Origin of the sequence: Shinella daejeonensis, from assembly GCF_024281235.1 — a bacterium.
GTDB classification, from domain to species: Bacteria; Pseudomonadota; Alphaproteobacteria; order Rhizobiales; family Rhizobiaceae; genus Shinella; species Shinella daejeonensis.
The window spans coordinates 1-15,741 of record NZ_JAHWXY010000013.1; the positions used below are offsets into that span (position 1 = coordinate 1).

The following is a 15,741-nucleotide window of genomic DNA, read 5'->3' on the forward strand; positions in this document are numbered from 1 at the left end:
CGCCTTGGCAGCGGCAACCGCCAGCAGGTCGTCAGGATCGTTCGCATCAACCCGACGCAGGCCGCCGCCGCGCGGCCCGCCAACGCGACCGGAGACTCCCCGTCATGACAGACAACACCATCACCGATACCGCCGCGCCCATGCGGCTGCGCGCCGAAACGCCCCGTGTCACGCGCCTATCGCGCAAGATGCTGGCAGGCGTCGGCGCTGTCGCCTTGCTCGGCATCGGCGGCGCGCTGATCTACGCACTCCAGACCCGCGACGCAGGGCCGGGAGGCGAAGAACTCTATTCGACCAACAACCGGCAAACTGCCGATGGGCTGGCGGGCCTGCCGAGCGACTATAGCGGGCCGGTCCTCGGGCCGGCATTGCCGGGCGACCTCGGCCGCCCGATCCTCGACGCGCAGAACCGGGGACAACCAGTCGTGCCGCCCGTCATGGCGACGCCCGCCGTCGATCCAGAGGAAGAACGCCGCCGCGCCGAGGAAGAAGCCGCGCGCTTGAGCAATGTGTTCTTCCAATCCGGCCCGCGCACGGGAGCGCCGGCAGGGACGGCCATCCCCAGCCTTGCCAGTCTCGGCCTCGGCGGACAGCCCGCGACGCAGGATCGGCACACGGCTTTCCTCAATGGACCCGTGGACCGGCAGACGGTCGCGGCGGATCGGGTGACGCCACCGGCCTCGCCCTGGATATTGCAAGCCGGAGCCGTGATCCCGGCCGCGCTCATCACCGGCATCCGCTCGGACCTGCCGGGCCAGATCACCGCGCAGGTGACGGAGAATGTCTATGACAGCCCCACCGGCAGCCTGCTCCTGATCCCGCAGGGAACGCGCATCATCGGCCAGTATGATGACGGCGTGACCTTCGGCCAGCGCCGCGTCCTGCTGGTGTGGAATCGCCTGATCCTGCCGGGCGGCCGTTCCATCGTCCTTGAGCGCCTGCCGGGTGCGGACGCCAGCGGCTACGCCGGGCTTGAGGATGGCGTCGATTATCATTGGTGGGATCTGATGAAGGCCGCAGGGCTGTCCACGCTGCTCGCGGTCGGAACCGAACTTGCCACCAGCGACGAGGACCGGCTTATCCGGGCTATCCGAGACGGGGCGCAGGATACCGTCAATCAGGCGGGCCAGCAGATCGTCCAGCGTCAGTTGCAGGTCGCGCCCACGCTGACCATCCGGCCGGGCTTCCCGGTCAGGATCATCGTTACCCGCGACCTTGTATTCGAGCCGGCAGGAGGTTGACCATGACCAAGCTGAAACTCGGCCCGCTGCCCGACGACAAGCCCGTGAAGATCACCATGGAGCTGCCCGCGCCGCTCCACCGCGATCTGGCCGCCTATGCCGAGGTGCTGGCCCGCCAGAGCGGCCAGCCCGTCGCCGATCCCGTCAGGCTCATCGTGCCCATGCTGGAGCGGTTCATCGCCACGGATCGCGGCTTCGCCAAGGCACGGCGAGCCGCCAACTGAATCCCATCCCGGCAGGGGTGCCGCCAGCGCATAGGCGCAAATGCGGCACGCTACAGGCCGGCGACCTCACTCCATGGTTCGCATAGTTTCGGGGACCTCCAGTTGCCCGGAATCCCGTCGAACATGGCAAGCGAGGTTATGAATATGAGTGATCCGACATACGCGCTGGGTAAACGGACGATTCGCAGGCATCAGCTTCGGGAACTCGTTCCCCTTGCCGACACGACAATCTACGACATGGAGCAACGGGGCGAATTTCCCCAGCGGTTCTATTTGACGGCCCGGTGTGTGGTTTGGGACCTCGCCGAAGTGGAGGCTTGGCTTGAAGAACGTCGCCAAGCTTCCAGAGAGAAAGCTATCAGGCGCGCGCCGTCGCCCGATGTGAAGCTCAGGAAATTCCGGCCCGTCAAACGCTAGGTTCAGGCACCAACAGGTCCATTGACGGCGGATACAGCGTCGGCGCGTATTTCTGGCCCGCCACCCAAGCGTCCACAAGGTTCGCCCATTCCTGCATCATATGGCGGCGCTGGTGCTCGTATTCCGCCTTGTTGTAGATGCCACGGGACGAGCGGCCATCCTCATGTGCCAAACACTTTTCGATCCAGTCACTATTGAAGCCCAGCTCGTTCAGGAGCGTAGAGCCTGTTCGGCGCAGATCGTGAACAGTGAAAGGTTCGAGCGGCAAGCCCTCCTTCTTCGCCCGCGCCACGACAGCGGTGGTTATACGGTTGAAGGTCGCCCTCGACATGGGAGCATCCGCATCGTAGCGCGATGGCAGCAGATATTTGGAATTGCCGGCGCAGGTCTTGAGCGCAATGAGAATGTCGATTGCTTGCTGCGCGAGATAGACGTTGTGCGCTTTGGATCGCTTCATCCGCTCCTTCGGGATCGACCAGACTGCGTTCTCGAAATCGACCTCATCCCAAGTCGCGTCCTGCAACTCGCTCTTTCTGACCATGGTGAGCAGGAACAGCTTCATTCCGAGCCGGATTGTCGGCAGCGTTGGCACATGCTCAAGCTGGCCCAACATGACCCGGATTTCAGCAGGCGATAGTGAGCGGTCTTTGGGAACAAAGGTTGCGATAGATGCAGGCCCGACCTCATCGGCCGGATTTGCCACCTTTTCCCCGTGCAGGATTGCGAAGGCATAAACGAGCTTCACAATGTCGCGGACGTGAACGGCGGTGGCCGGTGCTCCACGCCCCTTCACCTTTGCACACATCGCGCGCAGATCGTCGGAGCTGATTTCCGTCAGCAGCCGGTTCCGAAAGGTCGGCAGAATGTCCCGCTCATAGATCGAGCGACGCATCGCACGGGTGCTGTCCGCCATCCGCGCCTCCTGCAACCAGCGTTCGCCGAACTCGCCGAAGCTCTTTGCCTCCTTGATACGGCGCTTCTCACGTTGCTTCTCGCGCGCGGGCGACCGCCCTTCCGCGATAGCCCGCTGCGCATCGATCAACTGCTCGCGCGCCCGCGCCAGAGATAGGCCGGCTGCACCGTATCGACCCAGCGTCAACGTTTCCCGCCGCCCATTGAGGCGGTAGTCATACCGGAACACGACCGCCCCCGAGGGATTGACCGCGACATACATACCGTCACGGTCAGCGACCTTATACAATTTATCCTTTGGTTTCAGAGCTTTGATGCCCGCGTCAGTCAGCATTTTGACCCTCCAAGACCGTCCAAAAACGTCAGAGAGCAGCCAATTATACCGTCAGGCCAAAATCAGCCTTCCTGATCGGTAAATTCACCTTTATTCTCAATGGAATAAGGTCAAAAAATATACCGTCAGAAGCTCTCTTGCCCCTGACGGTATATGTGATTTCCGAATGTGACAAGTTTCGCCATACCGTCACCTATACCGTCATTTGCGAGGCTTACACGACAATAGACCGCGATAGATGGTGACAAAATTATATAATGATTTCAGTTGTTTGTGTGCGGGGATCGGCGGTAATCGGCGGCGTTCGGATAGGCCCGAATTATTCCCACTCGATCGTGCCCGGTGGTTTCGAAGTGACGTCGTAGACGACGCGGTTGATGCCGCGGACCTCGTTGATGATGCGGGTGGCGGCGCGGCCGAGGAAATTCATGTCGTAGTGGTAGAAATCGGCGGTCATCCCGTCGACGGAAGTGACGGCGCGCAGCGCGCAGACGAATTCGTAGGTGCGTCCGTCACCCATCACGCCGACCGTCTGCACCGGCAGCAGCACGGCGAAGGCCTGCCAGATCTTGTCGTAGAGGCCGGCCTTGCGAATCTCGTCGAGATAGATGGCGTCCGCTTCGCGCAGGATTTCGAGCTTGTCGCGGGAAATGCCGCCCGGGCAGCGGATGGCGAGCCCCGGTCCGGGGAAGGGATGGCGGCCGATGAAGCTGTCCGGCAGGCCGAGTTCGCGGCCGAGCACGCGCACCTCGTCCTTGAAGAGCTCGCGCAGGGGTTCCACGAGCTGCATGTTCATGCGTTCGGGCAGGCCGCCCACGTTGTGATGCGACTTGATGGTGACCGAAGGGCCGCCGGTAAACGAAACGCTTTCGATGACGTCGGGATAAAGCGTGCCCTGGGCGAGAAATTCCGCGCCGCCGAGCTTCTTCGCCTCTTCCTCGAACACCTCGATGAACAGCCGGCCGATGATCTTGCGCTTGGTTTCGGGATCGGAGACCCCTTCCAGCTCGCCGATGAAGCGGTCGACGGCGTCGACGTGGATGAGATGCAGGTTGTAGTGCTCGCGGAACATGGCGACGACGTCGGCCGCCTCGTTCTTGCGCATCAGCCCGTGGTCGACGAGGATGCAGGTGAGCTGCTCGCCGACGGCTTCGTGGATGAGAAGTGCGGCCACGGAACTGTCGACCCCGCCCGAAAGCGCGCAGATGACGCGCTTGTCGCCCACCTGCTCGCGGATGGCCTCCACGGCGCGGGCGCGATAGGCCGACATCGACCAGTCGCCGGCGATGCCGGTGATGTTCCGCACGAAATTGGAAATGAGCCGGGCTCCGTCGGGCGTGTGCACCACTTCCGGATGGAACATCGTGGTGTAGTAGCGCTTCGCCTCGTTGACGCAAATGGCGAAAGGCGCGTTCGGCGAGGTGCCGACGACCTCGAAGCCGTCCGGGGCGACGGTGACGCGGTCGCCATGGCTCATCCACACCGGATATTTGCCGCCGACCTCCCAGACGCCGTCAAAGAGCGGGCTGGCTTTCAGGATCTCGACGTCGGCGCGGCCGAATTCGCGGGCATGCCCGCCTTCGACCTTGCCGCCAAGCTGGAGGCTGAGCGTCTGCTGGCCGTAGCAGATGGCGAGGATCGGCAGGCCCGAATCGAAGACGACCTGCGGTGCGCGGGGGCTTTGCCTGTCCAGCACGGAGGCGGGGCCGCCGGAGAAGATGATCGCCTTCGGCCGCATGCGGTGAAAGGCTTCTTCCGCCGACTGGAAGGGGATGATCTCGCAATAGACGCCTGCTTCGCGCACGCGCCGGCCGATGAGCTGGGTCACCTGGCTGCCGAAATCGATGATGAGGACGCTGTCGGAATGGGCTGTCTGGGTCATGGCGAGCCTTTAATGAAAATCGCCGTGCGACGCAACGGGGGAAGTGCCGGAATCTCAGCCTTTCAACGGGATCGTGCCATCAGCCACGGCCATCTCCAGCCGATCGACCGCATCGGCCAGCTTCTCGTCGATGACATGCAGGTATTCCGTCCAGTCGTTGACATGGCTGATCTCCGCCCTGCCGTCGGAAATTCCGCGCAGGCCGATAAGCGGAATATCATGGACCTGACAGGCGCGCAGCACCGCGAAGGTCTCCATGTCGACCATATCCGCGCCGATCGCCGCATAGGCCGGACCGGAGACGACATTGGCGCCGGTGGAAAGCCGGGCCTCGGCAAGGCCGGGAACGCGCAGCGGCAGGGGAACCTCGACGGGCAAATCGAGAAGGGGGGTCGCGCCGCGGGCAAAACCCAGGGCAGAAGCGTCCATGTCTCGATAGGAGACGGCGGCGACCTGATAGACCGCCGTGTGCTCCAGCCTCGCCGAACCGGCGGAACCGAGCGATACGACAAGATCGGGAAGGTTGTCGGCGGCGGCGCGTTCCGCGAGCAGGCGGGTGAGCTGCACCGCCGCCTCGACGGGGCCGATGCCGGTCATCAGCGGTGTGAAGCGCCTCTTCAGGTGCGATCCGTATTCGGCCGGCGCCGCCATCACGTAGAGAATGCGGTGCGTGCCCACGGCCTTGAACCCGTCCTTCATCCGGCGATGCCTTCCCGGTCGCGCACGACCATCATGGTCCCGGTCATCGAGGCGATCAGCTTGGCCGGCCCGTCGCCGACCGCATAGGCGCGGCCATCGGCGACGATGATGGTGGAGCCGGGTTTCGTCACCTCGCCGCGGAAGAGGAAGCGCTCGCCGCGTCCCTGCGACAGGAGGTTGACCTTGAATTCGATGGTGAGGATCGAGGCGCAGGCATCGATCACCGAATAGGCGGCATAGCCGCAGGCCGTATCCAGGGCGGCCGAGATGATGCCAGCATGGAGAATGCCGTGCTGCTGTGTCAGTTTCTCGTCGAAGGGCAGTTCGATTTCCACCGTGCCGTGTTCGACACGGGTGAGTTCGGCCCCGATGAGCCGCATGGCGGCCTGCCGGGCGAAGCTTCGCGTGATGCGCCCGGAAAAATCCGGCGGGGGGAATTCGGTCATGGCTGCATACCGGATCTGCCGGTCGCGCCGGCCTTTTGTCAGACGCCGGCGAAGGTGGCACGGGCGTTGCCGCACTGCAAGGGCGCGATATTTCTATACGCAGCCAAGAGTGAAGCGCGTCCCGCAAACGGTGGGCTACCCGGCATCCGGCCGGCTGTCCGCTCCAAGCCTTGCGATATGCTGGTCCCAGGCGACCGCCTCGCGCCGGCCGGCCGGCGGTCTTCCGGGGGGAGCGGAGACCGTGAAACGGCCGTCATAGGCGGAAACGGCAAAGCCGCCCGGCGCGGCGGCGATGCCGGCGGCGTCCGTGATGCCCTCCTGTCGCAGCACGCGGCCGCTTGCCGCGTCGAGCACGACGAAGCTTGCGCCCCTGGGGGAGGTGAGGCCGACGAGGTGGTGATGCCGGTTGACGGCGATGGCGCCGACATAATTGGCAAGAGCGGCGGTCGTCTCCTCGGGCAGATCGATGAAGCGGAGGTCCTCGCCCCGTGAAAAATGGCCGACCAGCGGCGGCAGGTCGTTGCGCGCTCCCTCGTACTGGCAGGCAAACCAGATGCGGCCCTTCGCATCCAGATCGACATGGCGGGTGGAGAGCTGGCGAAGGTGGCCCGGCAGTCCGTGGCGCTCGACAAGCGCGCCGCTTGCCGCATCGATCAGCGCCAGCGACGGCTCCATGTGATCGAGATTGAGCTTGGTGCGGCCGAAATCCGGATGGGTCTCGATGCCGCCGTTGGCCGCGATCAGCAGGCGTCCGTCGTCGCTGACCGACAGGTCGTGCGTCCCGATGCCGTAGGTCGGATATTCGCCGACGCGGCGATAGCCGTCTCCGGCGTCGTAAAGGCCGATCACGCCGCGGTTGGCGTTGAAATCGTTCTCGCTGGCATAGAGCAGCCGGCCGTCCGGCGAAAAGCAGCCATGGCCGAAGAAGTGCCGGTCGTCTGCCGCGGCAAGGGTCAGGCAGGCGGTTTTCCCGGAACGGTCGATGACCAGCGCGAAGGTGCCGGGCCTTCTGGCGAAGGCGACGAGATGGCCGGTCGCCGGAGAAAAGGCCATGCCGTGGCTGCGTGCCGGCAGCGGCGTGCGGTCGATCACCGTGCCGTCCTCGGCAAGCACGGCGATGCCGAAGGCGCCGCTGCGGTCCATGAAACCGGATGCATAGACGGCCTCGGCGCGCGAAAGCGCAAAGGCGGAAGGCCCGCCGAGCGTCGCCGCCCAGGCGGCTCCGGCCATCCGCAGGAAGGCGCGGCGGTCGATGAGCGGGCTTGCTCCGGGCGCGCGCGTCATCAGTCGCCGTCCGCGAAGGAAAAGCCGGCATTGAGCCCGATCGCGCCGCCATATTCGCCGTCGAGGCGCGTGATCAGGTCGCGTGAATTGACGAGCAGGAAGTCGATCTTCTGCCGCTGGTCGGGATCGCTCACCGCCCGGGCGATGTCCGGATCGAGGGTCGGAAGAACGCGGCGCAGCGATTTCGTCACGAAATCGATATCGCCGGCGATGGACGCGAAGCCTGGATCGACGAAGGACGCCATGCCGGCCTTGTCGAACAGCGTCCTTAATCCTTCGATATTCGCGTCGATCGATGCCCAGGTGTTGCCGGACCGCCAGTAGATGGCGGATTTCGGCCTCGGCGTCTCGCCGTTGCGATAGAAGGTCTCGATGCGCTGGTCGCGCACCGTCTCCGCCCCATGCACGAGAATGCCGAGCAGTTCGGTCATGGCCTCCTTGCCGGTGCGGAAGACGGGATTGTCCGGGCCGGGCCTGATCCAGGCCTGCCGCAGTTCCGGCGCGTCCCAGGCGGCGGCGATTTCCGCGGCCGTTGCCTCTATATTGGCGGCGACCGCCGCGCCGTAGCGGCAGCGGAAACTGCCCGGCTGCGCAAGCAGCGCGTCGGCGCCGGTGCCGTAGAGCACATATTCGAGCGCGCCGAGGCCCTGCACCGCCACGCTCTTTCCGGGCATGGCGGCCGGGGATGCGTCGGCCTCGTCGTTGCGCTGCAGGACGGCCTGGACCTGTTTCAGGCCGGTGCCCTTGCGGTCGGGATAAAACAGCACGCGCTCGAAGCGGTTCTTCTCCAGAACCGAGCCGGTGCGGACGATTTCGATGCGGGACCAATCGGCGATGGCCTGCCGGAACGCGGCATCGACGGCGGTGCGTGTTTCCGTCGAGGGCGTATCGCAGAATTCGGCGGTTCTTTCGGCCAATGCGCCGGCGGATCGCCGGAACGCCTGGTAGCCGGGCCGGATGACCGCATCGACGGCGCGCGTCATGATGGGGGCGACGTCGTCGGTGGTCAGTTGCGGCGGGACGGGCGCGCTGCCTTCCTGCGCGACCGCTGCCGGCGCGGTGAGGCACAACAGGCCGGCGACGAGCAGGGCGGAAAGAGGCGGGAACGGTGGGGATAGTGGCAGCATCACAGGCTCTCCAGAAAGGCCAGAAGGGCGTCGCGTTCCGATTTCTCCAGCGCGGCGAAGCGGTCGCGGGCGTTTCTCGCCTCGCCGCCATGCCAGAGGATGGCCTCCGTCAGGTTGCGGGCGCGCCCGTCATGGAGGAAGAAGCTGTGGCCGCTGACGACCGGGGTCAGCCCTATGCCCCACAGCGGCGGCGTGCGCCATTCCCGCCCCGTCGCGGTGCCGACGGCCTGACCGTCGGCAAGCCCGTCGCCCATGTCGTGCAGCAGGAAGTCCGAATAGGGCCAGATGAGCTGGAAGGCGAGCGTCTCGTCGGCGGCGTCGCGCCGTGTCACGAATTTCGGGTGATGGCAGGCGGGGCAGCCCGTCTCGTAGAAGACGCGCTTGCCGGCAAGCGTCGTTGCGGCGTCGACATCGCGGCGGGCCGGCACGGCGAGATGAGCGGCGTAGAAGGCGACGAGATCGAGCACCGGGGCGGGGGCCTCGGTGTCGCCGAGACGCGGCTGCACGCCCGTCGCACGGGTCAGGCAATCGGCCTGCGCCATGGTGCAGTCGCCGTGATGCAGCGGCAGATCGGGCGTCGACAGGCCGAGGTCATGGGCGAAGGCGTCGGCGCTCTGCTGGCGGATCGTGGCATTCTGCGCCTTCCATCCGAAACGGCCCAGCACCAGCCGCCCGGTTGCGGGATCGCGCGTCAGGGCCGCCTTGCCGCTGATGCCGTCGCCGTCGGTATCCTGCGGATCGGCGAGCGCGTGGATATCCGCCTCATGGATCGCCTCGATCAGGCCGAGACCGATCATCGGCGAGGCGATGCGCGGCGACAGCGTCGTCGACGAACCGAGATCGCCATAGGCAAGAGCGACGGCGGAATAGGAGGGATGGCGAAGCCTGACGATCTCGCCGCCGGAAAGCGTCACGGTCTCCTCCCGGTAGACGATCCGCATGCGGCCCTCGGACGTGAGGCCGGGCACGGCGAGATCCTGAAGCTGCCGGCCGTAGACGGGATCGGGCAGGCTCATCTCCCGGAAGTCCGCAAGGGCTGCGGCCTCGTCGTCGTTGGCGGCCGGCCGCGCCAGACGCAGGAACATCGATGTGGCGTCGGTCCGGCTTTCCGGCGGACGGCCACGTCCGTCGCGTATATGGCAGGACTGGCAGGCGCGCGCGTTGTAGAGCGGCCCCAGTCCGTCGGACGCCTGCGTGGAGGAGGGAGACGAGACCCAGAGCTTCTGGAACAGCGCATTGCCCAGATGGAAGCGTTCTTGCGTCTCGAAGGGAAGATTGGCCGAGGCATGGGAAAAACTGTCGGCGCTGACGGGCCGCGACGAGGTGGCCGCGCCGCCGGGCATCGGCTCGTAGCGTTCCGCAGCGGAAAAATCCGTTGCCGGCCGCGTAACGGCGATCACGCGTTTGCGATCCCCGGCCGAAAGATCGTCGCGGCTGCTTTCGGCGGAAAAGGCTGCCCCGCAACAGATAAACGCCGCCGCCGCGACAAGCGCGGCGAAAGCCGCAGGCAGGCGACAGACGGGACGTTCGGTCATAGGCGGGATCGGGCCGCGCCGGTTCCCCGGCGCGGCCCGCCTTCTCATTACTGGAAGATCGCGCCGGGATTGTCGAGGCTGTCGGAGCCTTCGAGGTCGACCTGGCCGATGTCGAGCGCCGTGATGACCCGTTCGATGGTCTTCGTCTGGTCGATCAGGCTGTCGATGGCGGTCTGGACCACCTTGTTGCCGTCCTCGTTGCCCTCGCCGATCATCTGGTCGTAGGCCTCGCCGCCCTCGGCGCGCTTGACGAGCGCGGCAAAGGCCTCATGGCTGGCGTCGAGCTTGGTTTTCATTTCCGTGTCCAGCGCGGCGTCCTTTTCCGCCACCAGTTCGGAAAGCGAGGGGCCGGAAAGCGTCGAGCCGTCGGGCCGGACATATTCGCCACTATAGACGGTCTGGATGCCGACCACGTCGTAATAATGCGAATTGTGCGTATTGTCGGAGAAGCAATCGTGCTCTTCTTCCGGATCGTGCAGCAGGAGGCCGAGCTTCATCCGTTCGCCGGCAAGTTCACCGTAGGACAGCGAGCCCATGCCCGTCAGCATGGCGGCGATGCCGGCCTTCGGATCGTCCGTCACGTTCTTTGCGGCGTCCCCCTCCGGTGCCCAGGCCTCGACCATTTCCGCCAGATCGGTGACGAGCAGCGACGATGCCGCCTTCAGATAGGCGGCGCGGCGGTCGCAATGGTCGTGGGTGCAATTGGCCGTGTCGTAGTCCGTCGCCGGGCGATCGCCCGCGCCGGGGCCGGTGCCGTTCAGGTCCTGGCCCCAAAGCAGGAATTCGATGGCGTGATAGCCGGTGGCGACATTGGCCTCGACATCGCCGGCCTCATGGAGCGTGTCGGCGAGAAGTTCAGGCGTGATCGTCGTGGCGTCGATGGTCTCGCCGCCGATTTCCAGCTTCGCATTGGCGACGACATTGGCCAGGAACAGCGCGTTTTCATCGCTTTCCGTGCCGTAGCTGGCGTCGACATAGTCGATCAGGCCCTCATCGAGCGGCCAGGCGTTCACCTTGCCTTCCCATTCGTCGACGATCGGATTGCCGAAACGGTAGGCCTCGGTCTGCTGATAGGGCACGCGCGCCTTGAGCCAGGCCTCGCGCGCAGCCTTCAGCGTCTCGTCGTCCGGCTTGGCGATGAAGGCGTCTATGGCCGCATCCAGCGCCTTGGCTGCGTCAAGCGAGTCGGAATATTTGGCATGCGCGATCTCGGCATAATGCTTGACGATCGCCGCCGGATCGGCGGCGGCATGGGCGGTTGCGACAGCAAGGGTCGACGTCGCGGCGGCAAGCGCGAAGACGACCGGGCGAAGGAGGGAAATGGTCATGGCAGCTCCTGATGTCCTGTTCTGTATTGCCCCGGCCCGGACGGCCCGTCCCGCGGCGCAGGGCGTAACCCGGAAAACCCGGCTGGACGCCAGGCTCGAATTCCTGTCAGGCCCTTCTGTCATGAACCAAATGAAAACTGGTGTCAAAGAGTATAGTTTAGAACGATTTGAAGTTTAATCCCTCGTCTTTCAGGAATTAGCGCGTGCGTTGCATGGCGCAGAAGAAGAAACCGTCCGTGCCGGTCGAGACGGGCGTCAGCGTCGCCGTCTTTCCGTCCAAAGACCGGGGCTGCGGCGCGTCGACGCCGAACCGGTCATGCCACAGGGACGCGGCGGGAAGGATCTCGAAATCCGGATTTGCAGCACGGAAACCGGCGATCTGACCGTCGTTTTCCTCCGGCAGGACGGAGCAGGTGACGTAGAAAAGGACACCGCCGGGCCGCAGGAAGCGCGCGGCATCGGTGAGCACCGCCCGTTGCTGGGCGGTTCGCTCCTCCAGATTCTTTTCCGTCAGCCGCCATTTGGTGTCGGGCCGGCGCCGCCAGGTGCCGGTGCCGGTGCACGGCGCGTCGACCAGCACCCGGTCGAAGGTCCCGGCAAGCGGCGCAAGCGTCGCCCTGTCCATATGCACCTGGACATTGCGGGTGCCCGCCCGCCGCAGCCGTTCGACGATGGGCAGGAGCCGCTTGCGATCCGTGTCATAGGCGTGGATCTGCCCCTTGTTGTGCATGGCTGCGGCCATGGCCAGCGTCTTGCCGCCGCCGCCGGCGCAGAAGTCGAGCACCTGCTCGCCCTCGCGGGCGAACACGAGATCGGCGACGATCTGCGAGCCTTCGTCCTGAACCTCGAACCAGCCCTTTTCGAAAGCGGGATCGGCCGTCACATTGGGAAGCCGCGCGGAGCCTTCGCCGGCGGGAATACGGAGGCCGTCGGGGGCGATGGCGCAAGCAAGCGCGCCGTGGTCTGCGAGCGCCTCCAGGACTGTCCCTGGCGTCGCTTTCAGCCGGTTGACGCGCAGGTCCAGTGAGGGCCGCGCCGTCAGCCCTTTCGCCTCGTCGAGCCAGCTATCGCTGAACCCGGCCTCGAAAGAAGGACGAACCCATTCCGGGATGTCGCCCTGCACATGCGGCGCGGCATCTTCGAGCGTCCGGCCGCCAAAGGCGGCAAGAGCTGCGGGAGAAAGCGGAGCGGGGGCGAAACGGTCGTCCTGGAACGCGGCGGCGATCGCCTCCGGCGTCATGCCCCATTGCCGCAGGAGCACCGCGTGGGCGAGGGCATGGGGCGTATCGTCATCCATCAGCCAGCCATGGGAAAGCCGCATGCGCAGGGCGTCATAGACGATGTTGCCGATGGCCGCGCGGTCGCCCGAACCGGCGAAGCGATGGGACAGGCCCCAGTCCCTCAAGGCGTCGGCGACCGGTCGTCGCCGCGTTTCCATATCCGCCAGAACCTCGATGGCTCCCGTAAGCCTGCCGCCCAAGCGCATCCGTAAACTCCGTTTTGCGCCGTGGTAGCGGGCAAGCGCGCCGAGGGCAAGCCGGCGGTGGGCAATGTCCGGCCGTCAGCCGATGATCTGGTAACAGATTTTGGCGTGGCCGGAGCGGATCATGCCGATCTGCGAGGCGGCGGCTTTGGAAAGGTCGAGAATCCGGCCGCGGATAAAGGGTCCGCGATCGTTGATGCGCACCACCACGCTGCGTCCGTTGTTGGCGTTGGTGACCTTGACCTTCGTTCCGAAGCGCAGGCTGCGATGGGCGGCGGTCATGAGGTTCGGGTTCATGCGCTCGCCGGAGGCCGTGCGCGAGGTCAGCGCATACCAGGACGCGCCGCCGCAACCCGCCGCCTGGGCTTCGGAAAAGGAAATGAAGGAGCCTGAAAGGGCAAGGAGAGAAGCAAAAGCAAACTTCGAGAATCTACGCGTCATGAAGTGTCTGGCCTTCCGGGGAGTTGTGACGTCCGTCGTGAAAGGTTGCTCTATGATGAAGCAAAAGTGGCGAAACCGTGCCTCAACCCGTCACAATCACCGTCAACGGGTGCCGGGATATACAGTCCATTGCTTGCGATGGACTTCATGCGCGCCGCCGGGGATTCGAAAAACCGCTTTCGAATCAGTCGCTAATCTGGATGGCCCTGTAATGCAAAACAGGCGTGCGGGAAATGATGAAAATTCGGAAAAAATTTTCAATTTTCTTCGTTGTTCCGCCCGAATTCAGACGGCAAAATAAAGGCAGTTAATCTCAGGGTTGTATCGAGCGGCAGAAAACCGGCCGTCCCGACAGCCTGCTCATCCCCGCCAGCGGCCGGATGCGTGCAGTTCCGCCAGCGAGCGGCGATAGTCGGGGAAGCGGAGTTCGTAGCCGGCCGCCCGTATTTTCCGGTTCGAGACGCGTTTGTTCTCGCCATAGAAAGACCTGGCCATGGGAGAAAGTTCCGCCGTCTCGAAGGGAATGTCGGGCGGTGTGGGAACCGCCATCAGCCGGGCGGCTTCGGCCACCACATCCTGCGGCGGACCGGGCTCGTCGTCGGTGATGTTGTAGATGCCGCCGAGGTTGTGCTCCGCCAGATGAAGTGTTGCGCCGGCGATGTCCTCCACGCGGATGCGATTGAACACCTGGTCTTTCTTGATCAGGCGGCGCGCCGTGCCCTGCTCGATATTGCGCAAGGCGTTCCGGCCGGGGCCGTAGATGCCGGCAAGACGCAGCACGCCGACCGGCAGGCCGGCTGCGCGGCCGAATTCCAGCCAGCGGCCTTCCGCCTCCACGCGTTCAAGCGAGCGGGTCGAGACCGGATGCAGGGGCGTTTCCTCGTCGACCCAGGCCCCCTTGTGGTCGCCATAGACGCCGACCGTCGACAGGTAGCCTGCCCATCGAAGGTGCGGCATGAGGCTTTGTGGCGGCGTCACGCCCGGTCGGAAGAGCGGGTCGCCGTCCTTTCCGGGGGCGATCGATTGCACCAGATGGGTCGCCCGCGCCATGGCGTCGGCAAGCGCCGGCGAGACATCGTGACCGTCGTAAAGGATCGGCTCGATGCCGAGGGCGGCGAGCGTCGGCATCCTGTCCTCGCCACGCGTGGTGCCAGACACGGAAAAGCCGGCGGCGCGAAAGGCCGCGCCGATCGCCGTGCCGGAAAAGCCGGCCCCAAGGATCAGGAGATGGTTCATGGTCGGTCGGCCTCCCCGGCTGCTTCATATTCCGCGCGGACGTCCGTATCCGCGTCCGGTTGTCTTCCTGCCGCAAAATCCCGGAATTCGCCAGCCGTCATGAGACGCGAGAGCGCCCATGCGACCATGGCGCGCACCTCGGGAGCGGGGTCGTCGGCAAGGGCGCGGCAAGGGGCGATGAGGGTGCGGTCGCCGGAATTGCCGGCGGCGATCAGCAGGTTGCGCACAAAACGGTTGCGGCCGATGCGCTTGACCGGCGAGCCGGAAAAGAACGTGCGGAAGCCGGGATCGTCGAGTGTCAGCAGGTCGGCGATCTGGGGCGCCTTCAGGTCCTCGCGCGCGGCCAGCTTCATTTCCGATGCGGTAGCGGCGAACTTGTTCCAGGGACAGGCGGCCAGACAATCGTCGCAGCCATAGATCCGGTTGCCGATCAGCGGTCGCAGTTCCCGGTCGATCGGGCCTTTGTGCTCGATCGTCAGATAGGAGATGCAGCGTCGTGCGTCGAGTTGATAGAGCGCGGGAAAGGCCGCCGTCGGACAGGCGTCGAGACAGGCGCGGCAGGAGCCGCAATGATCGCGTTCGGCCTCGTCGAAAATGAGCTCGGCCGTCGTGAAGAGGCTGCCGAGGAATAGCCAGGAGCCATATTCGCGGCTGACGAGATTGGTATGCTTGCCCTGCCAGCCGAGTCCGGCGGCGGCGGCGAGCGGCTTTTCCATCACCGGCGCGGTGTCGACGAAGACCTTGACGTCGGCGCCGCCGCGCGCGGCGAAGCGCGTGGCGACCTCCTTCAGCCGTCCCTTGATGAGATCGTGATAGTCGCGGTTCTGCGCGTAGACGGAAATGGCGGCGCGGTCGGTCTGCGCGAGCACGGCGCGCGGATCGTGGTCCGGCCCGTAGTTCATGCCGAACAGGACGATGGAGCGGACCTCGCTCCACAATACGCGCGGGTCGGCGCGGCGGGCTTGCGTCTCTTCCATCCAGGCCATGGAGCCGTGATGGCCGGCGGTGATGAATTCCGCAAGCCGTGCGGGGGCTTGCGGTATGGCGTCGGGTCTGGCGATGCGACAGAGGTCGAAACCCTTGTCGGCCGCTTCCGCCTTGACGAAATCGGTCAGGCGGCGACGGAGCCTTTCGTTCCCCGACACCGGCCTG

At 65.2% G+C, this 15,741-nt stretch carries 15 protein-coding genes; 3 read left to right on the forward strand and 12 right to left on the reverse strand.

The window, feature by feature from the left end:
• The first annotated feature begins 104 nt into the window (after nucleotides 1–104).
• The 3 genes from KYK29_RS20005 to KYK29_RS20015 all read left to right on the forward strand — a co-directional run bounded on the left by KYK29_RS20005 (nucleotide 105) and on the right by KYK29_RS20015 (nucleotide 1,882).
• Nucleotides 105–1,241 (forward strand): TraB/TrbI/VirB10 family type IV secretion system protein, encoded by a 1,137-nt coding sequence (locus KYK29_RS20005; protein ID WP_208632925.1) that lies wholly within the window; start codon nucleotides 105–107, stop codon nucleotides 1,239–1,241.
• Between the two features lie 2 nt (nucleotides 1,242–1,243).
• Complete coding sequence (locus KYK29_RS20010; RefSeq protein WP_254692668.1) at nucleotides 1,244–1,465, forward strand: DUF2274 domain-containing protein; 222 nt, start codon at nucleotides 1,244–1,246, stop codon at nucleotides 1,463–1,465.
• Between the two features lie 144 nt (nucleotides 1,466–1,609).
• Complete coding sequence (locus KYK29_RS20015; protein WP_100652463.1) at nucleotides 1,610–1,882, forward strand: helix-turn-helix transcriptional regulator; 273 nt, start codon at nucleotides 1,610–1,612, stop codon at nucleotides 1,880–1,882.
• On the opposite strand, the gene KYK29_RS20020 is transcribed toward KYK29_RS20015, so the two are convergent.
• From KYK29_RS20020 to queG, 12 genes are all read right to left on the reverse strand, one after another.
• Complete coding sequence (locus tag KYK29_RS20020) at nucleotides 1,872–3,128, reverse strand: tyrosine-type recombinase/integrase (protein WP_254692669.1); 1,257 nt, start codon at nucleotides 3,126–3,128, stop codon at nucleotides 1,872–1,874. The genes KYK29_RS20015 and KYK29_RS20020 overlap by 11 nt on opposite strands.
• Before the next feature lie 319 nt (nucleotides 3,129–3,447).
• Nucleotides 3,448–5,010 (reverse strand): glutamine-hydrolyzing GMP synthase, encoded by a 1,563-nt coding sequence (guaA, locus tag KYK29_RS20025; protein ID WP_254692670.1) that lies wholly within the window; start codon nucleotides 5,008–5,010, stop codon nucleotides 3,448–3,450.
• A gap of 54 nt (nucleotides 5,011–5,064) precedes the next feature.
• The gene (locus tag KYK29_RS20030; protein WP_254692671.1) at nucleotides 5,065–5,709 is read right to left on the reverse strand and encodes a 5'-methylthioadenosine/S-adenosylhomocysteine nucleosidase; all 645 of its coding nucleotides are present in this window, start codon (nucleotides 5,707–5,709) and stop codon (nucleotides 5,065–5,067) included.
• Nucleotides 5,706–6,155: a PaaI family thioesterase gene (locus KYK29_RS20035; RefSeq protein WP_254692672.1), complete on the reverse strand. Its 450-nt coding sequence runs from the start codon at nucleotides 6,153–6,155 to the stop codon at nucleotides 5,706–5,708. The genes KYK29_RS20030 and KYK29_RS20035 overlap by 4 nt, the downstream gene beginning before the upstream one ends.
• A 135-nt stretch (nucleotides 6,156–6,290) precedes the next feature.
• On the reverse strand, nucleotides 6,291–7,439 hold the full coding sequence (locus KYK29_RS20040; protein WP_254692673.1) for a DUF1513 domain-containing protein: 1,149 nt from the start codon (nucleotides 7,437–7,439) through the stop codon (nucleotides 6,291–6,293).
• Complete coding sequence (locus tag KYK29_RS20045) at nucleotides 7,439–8,566, reverse strand: imelysin family protein (RefSeq protein WP_254692674.1); 1,128 nt, start codon at nucleotides 8,564–8,566, stop codon at nucleotides 7,439–7,441. Before KYK29_RS20045 ends, KYK29_RS20040 begins: the two co-directional genes overlap by 1 nt.
• Nucleotides 8,566–10,101, reverse strand: coding sequence for a di-heme oxidoreductase family protein (locus tag KYK29_RS20050; protein WP_254692675.1), 1,536 nt, complete (start codon nucleotides 10,099–10,101; stop codon nucleotides 8,566–8,568). The genes KYK29_RS20045 and KYK29_RS20050 overlap by 1 nt, the downstream gene beginning before the upstream one ends.
• A 47-nt stretch (nucleotides 10,102–10,148) precedes the next feature.
• Nucleotides 10,149–11,429: an imelysin family protein gene (locus KYK29_RS20055; protein WP_254692676.1), complete on the reverse strand. Its 1,281-nt coding sequence runs from the start codon at nucleotides 11,427–11,429 to the stop codon at nucleotides 10,149–10,151.
• Nucleotides 11,430–11,625: 196 nt separating this feature from the next.
• Nucleotides 11,626–12,915, reverse strand: a complete 1,290-nt coding sequence (locus KYK29_RS20060) for an RsmB/NOP family class I SAM-dependent RNA methyltransferase (protein WP_254692677.1) — start codon at nucleotides 12,913–12,915, stop codon at nucleotides 11,626–11,628.
• Between the two features lie 75 nt (nucleotides 12,916–12,990).
• Complete coding sequence (locus tag KYK29_RS20065; protein ID WP_254692678.1) at nucleotides 12,991–13,353, reverse strand: septal ring lytic transglycosylase RlpA family protein; 363 nt, start codon at nucleotides 13,351–13,353, stop codon at nucleotides 12,991–12,993.
• Nucleotides 13,354–13,713: 360 nt separating this feature from the next.
• Nucleotides 13,714–14,589 (reverse strand): SDR family oxidoreductase, encoded by an 876-nt coding sequence (locus KYK29_RS20070; protein ID WP_254692679.1) that lies wholly within the window; start codon nucleotides 14,587–14,589, stop codon nucleotides 13,714–13,716.
• Nucleotides 14,586–15,734 (reverse strand): tRNA epoxyqueuosine(34) reductase QueG, encoded by a 1,149-nt coding sequence (gene queG, locus KYK29_RS20075; protein WP_254692680.1) that lies wholly within the window; start codon nucleotides 15,732–15,734, stop codon nucleotides 14,586–14,588. Before queG ends, KYK29_RS20070 begins: the two co-directional genes overlap by 4 nt.
• Nucleotides 15,735–15,741: the final 7 nt, after the last annotated feature.

What these genes read in the sequence shown, in the direction of transcription:
- KYK29_RS20010 (WP_254692668.1), top strand. Translation starts at nt 1,244, where the DNA reads ATGACCAAGCTGAAACTCGGCCCGCTGCCCGACGACAAGCCCGTGAAG.
- KYK29_RS20060 (WP_254692677.1), bottom strand. Translation starts at nt 12,915, where the DNA reads ATGCGCTTGGGCGGCAGGCTTACGGGAGCCATCGAGGTTCTGGCGGAT.
- KYK29_RS20070 (WP_254692679.1), bottom strand. Translation starts at nt 14,589, where the DNA reads ATGAACCATCTCCTGATCCTTGGGGCCGGCTTTTCCGGCACGGCGATC.
- KYK29_RS20040 (WP_254692673.1), bottom strand. Translation starts at nt 7,439, where the DNA reads ATGACGCGCGCGCCCGGAGCAAGCCCGCTCATCGACCGCCGCGCCTTC.
- KYK29_RS20045 (WP_254692674.1), bottom strand. Translation starts at nt 8,566, where the DNA reads ATGCTGCCACTATCCCCACCGTTCCCGCCTCTTTCCGCCCTGCTCGTC.
- KYK29_RS20035 (WP_254692672.1), bottom strand. Translation starts at nt 6,155, where the DNA reads ATGACCGAATTCCCCCCGCCGGATTTTTCCGGGCGCATCACGCGAAGC.
- KYK29_RS20055 (WP_254692676.1), bottom strand. Translation starts at nt 11,429, where the DNA reads ATGACCATTTCCCTCCTTCGCCCGGTCGTCTTCGCGCTTGCCGCCGCG.
- KYK29_RS20050 (WP_254692675.1), bottom strand. Translation starts at nt 10,101, where the DNA reads ATGACCGAACGTCCCGTCTGTCGCCTGCCTGCGGCTTTCGCCGCGCTT.
- KYK29_RS20065 (WP_254692678.1), bottom strand. Translation starts at nt 13,353, where the DNA reads ATGACGCGTAGATTCTCGAAGTTTGCTTTTGCTTCTCTCCTTGCCCTT.
- KYK29_RS20005 (WP_208632925.1), top strand. Translation starts at nt 105, where the DNA reads ATGACAGACAACACCATCACCGATACCGCCGCGCCCATGCGGCTGCGC.
- KYK29_RS20020 (WP_254692669.1), bottom strand. Translation starts at nt 3,128, where the DNA reads ATGCTGACTGACGCGGGCATCAAAGCTCTGAAACCAAAGGATAAATTG.
- guaA (WP_254692670.1), bottom strand. Translation starts at nt 5,010, where the DNA reads ATGACCCAGACAGCCCATTCCGACAGCGTCCTCATCATCGATTTCGGC.
- KYK29_RS20030 (WP_254692671.1), bottom strand. Translation starts at nt 5,709, where the DNA reads ATGAAGGACGGGTTCAAGGCCGTGGGCACGCACCGCATTCTCTACGTG.
- KYK29_RS20015 (WP_100652463.1), top strand. Translation starts at nt 1,610, where the DNA reads ATGAGTGATCCGACATACGCGCTGGGTAAACGGACGATTCGCAGGCAT.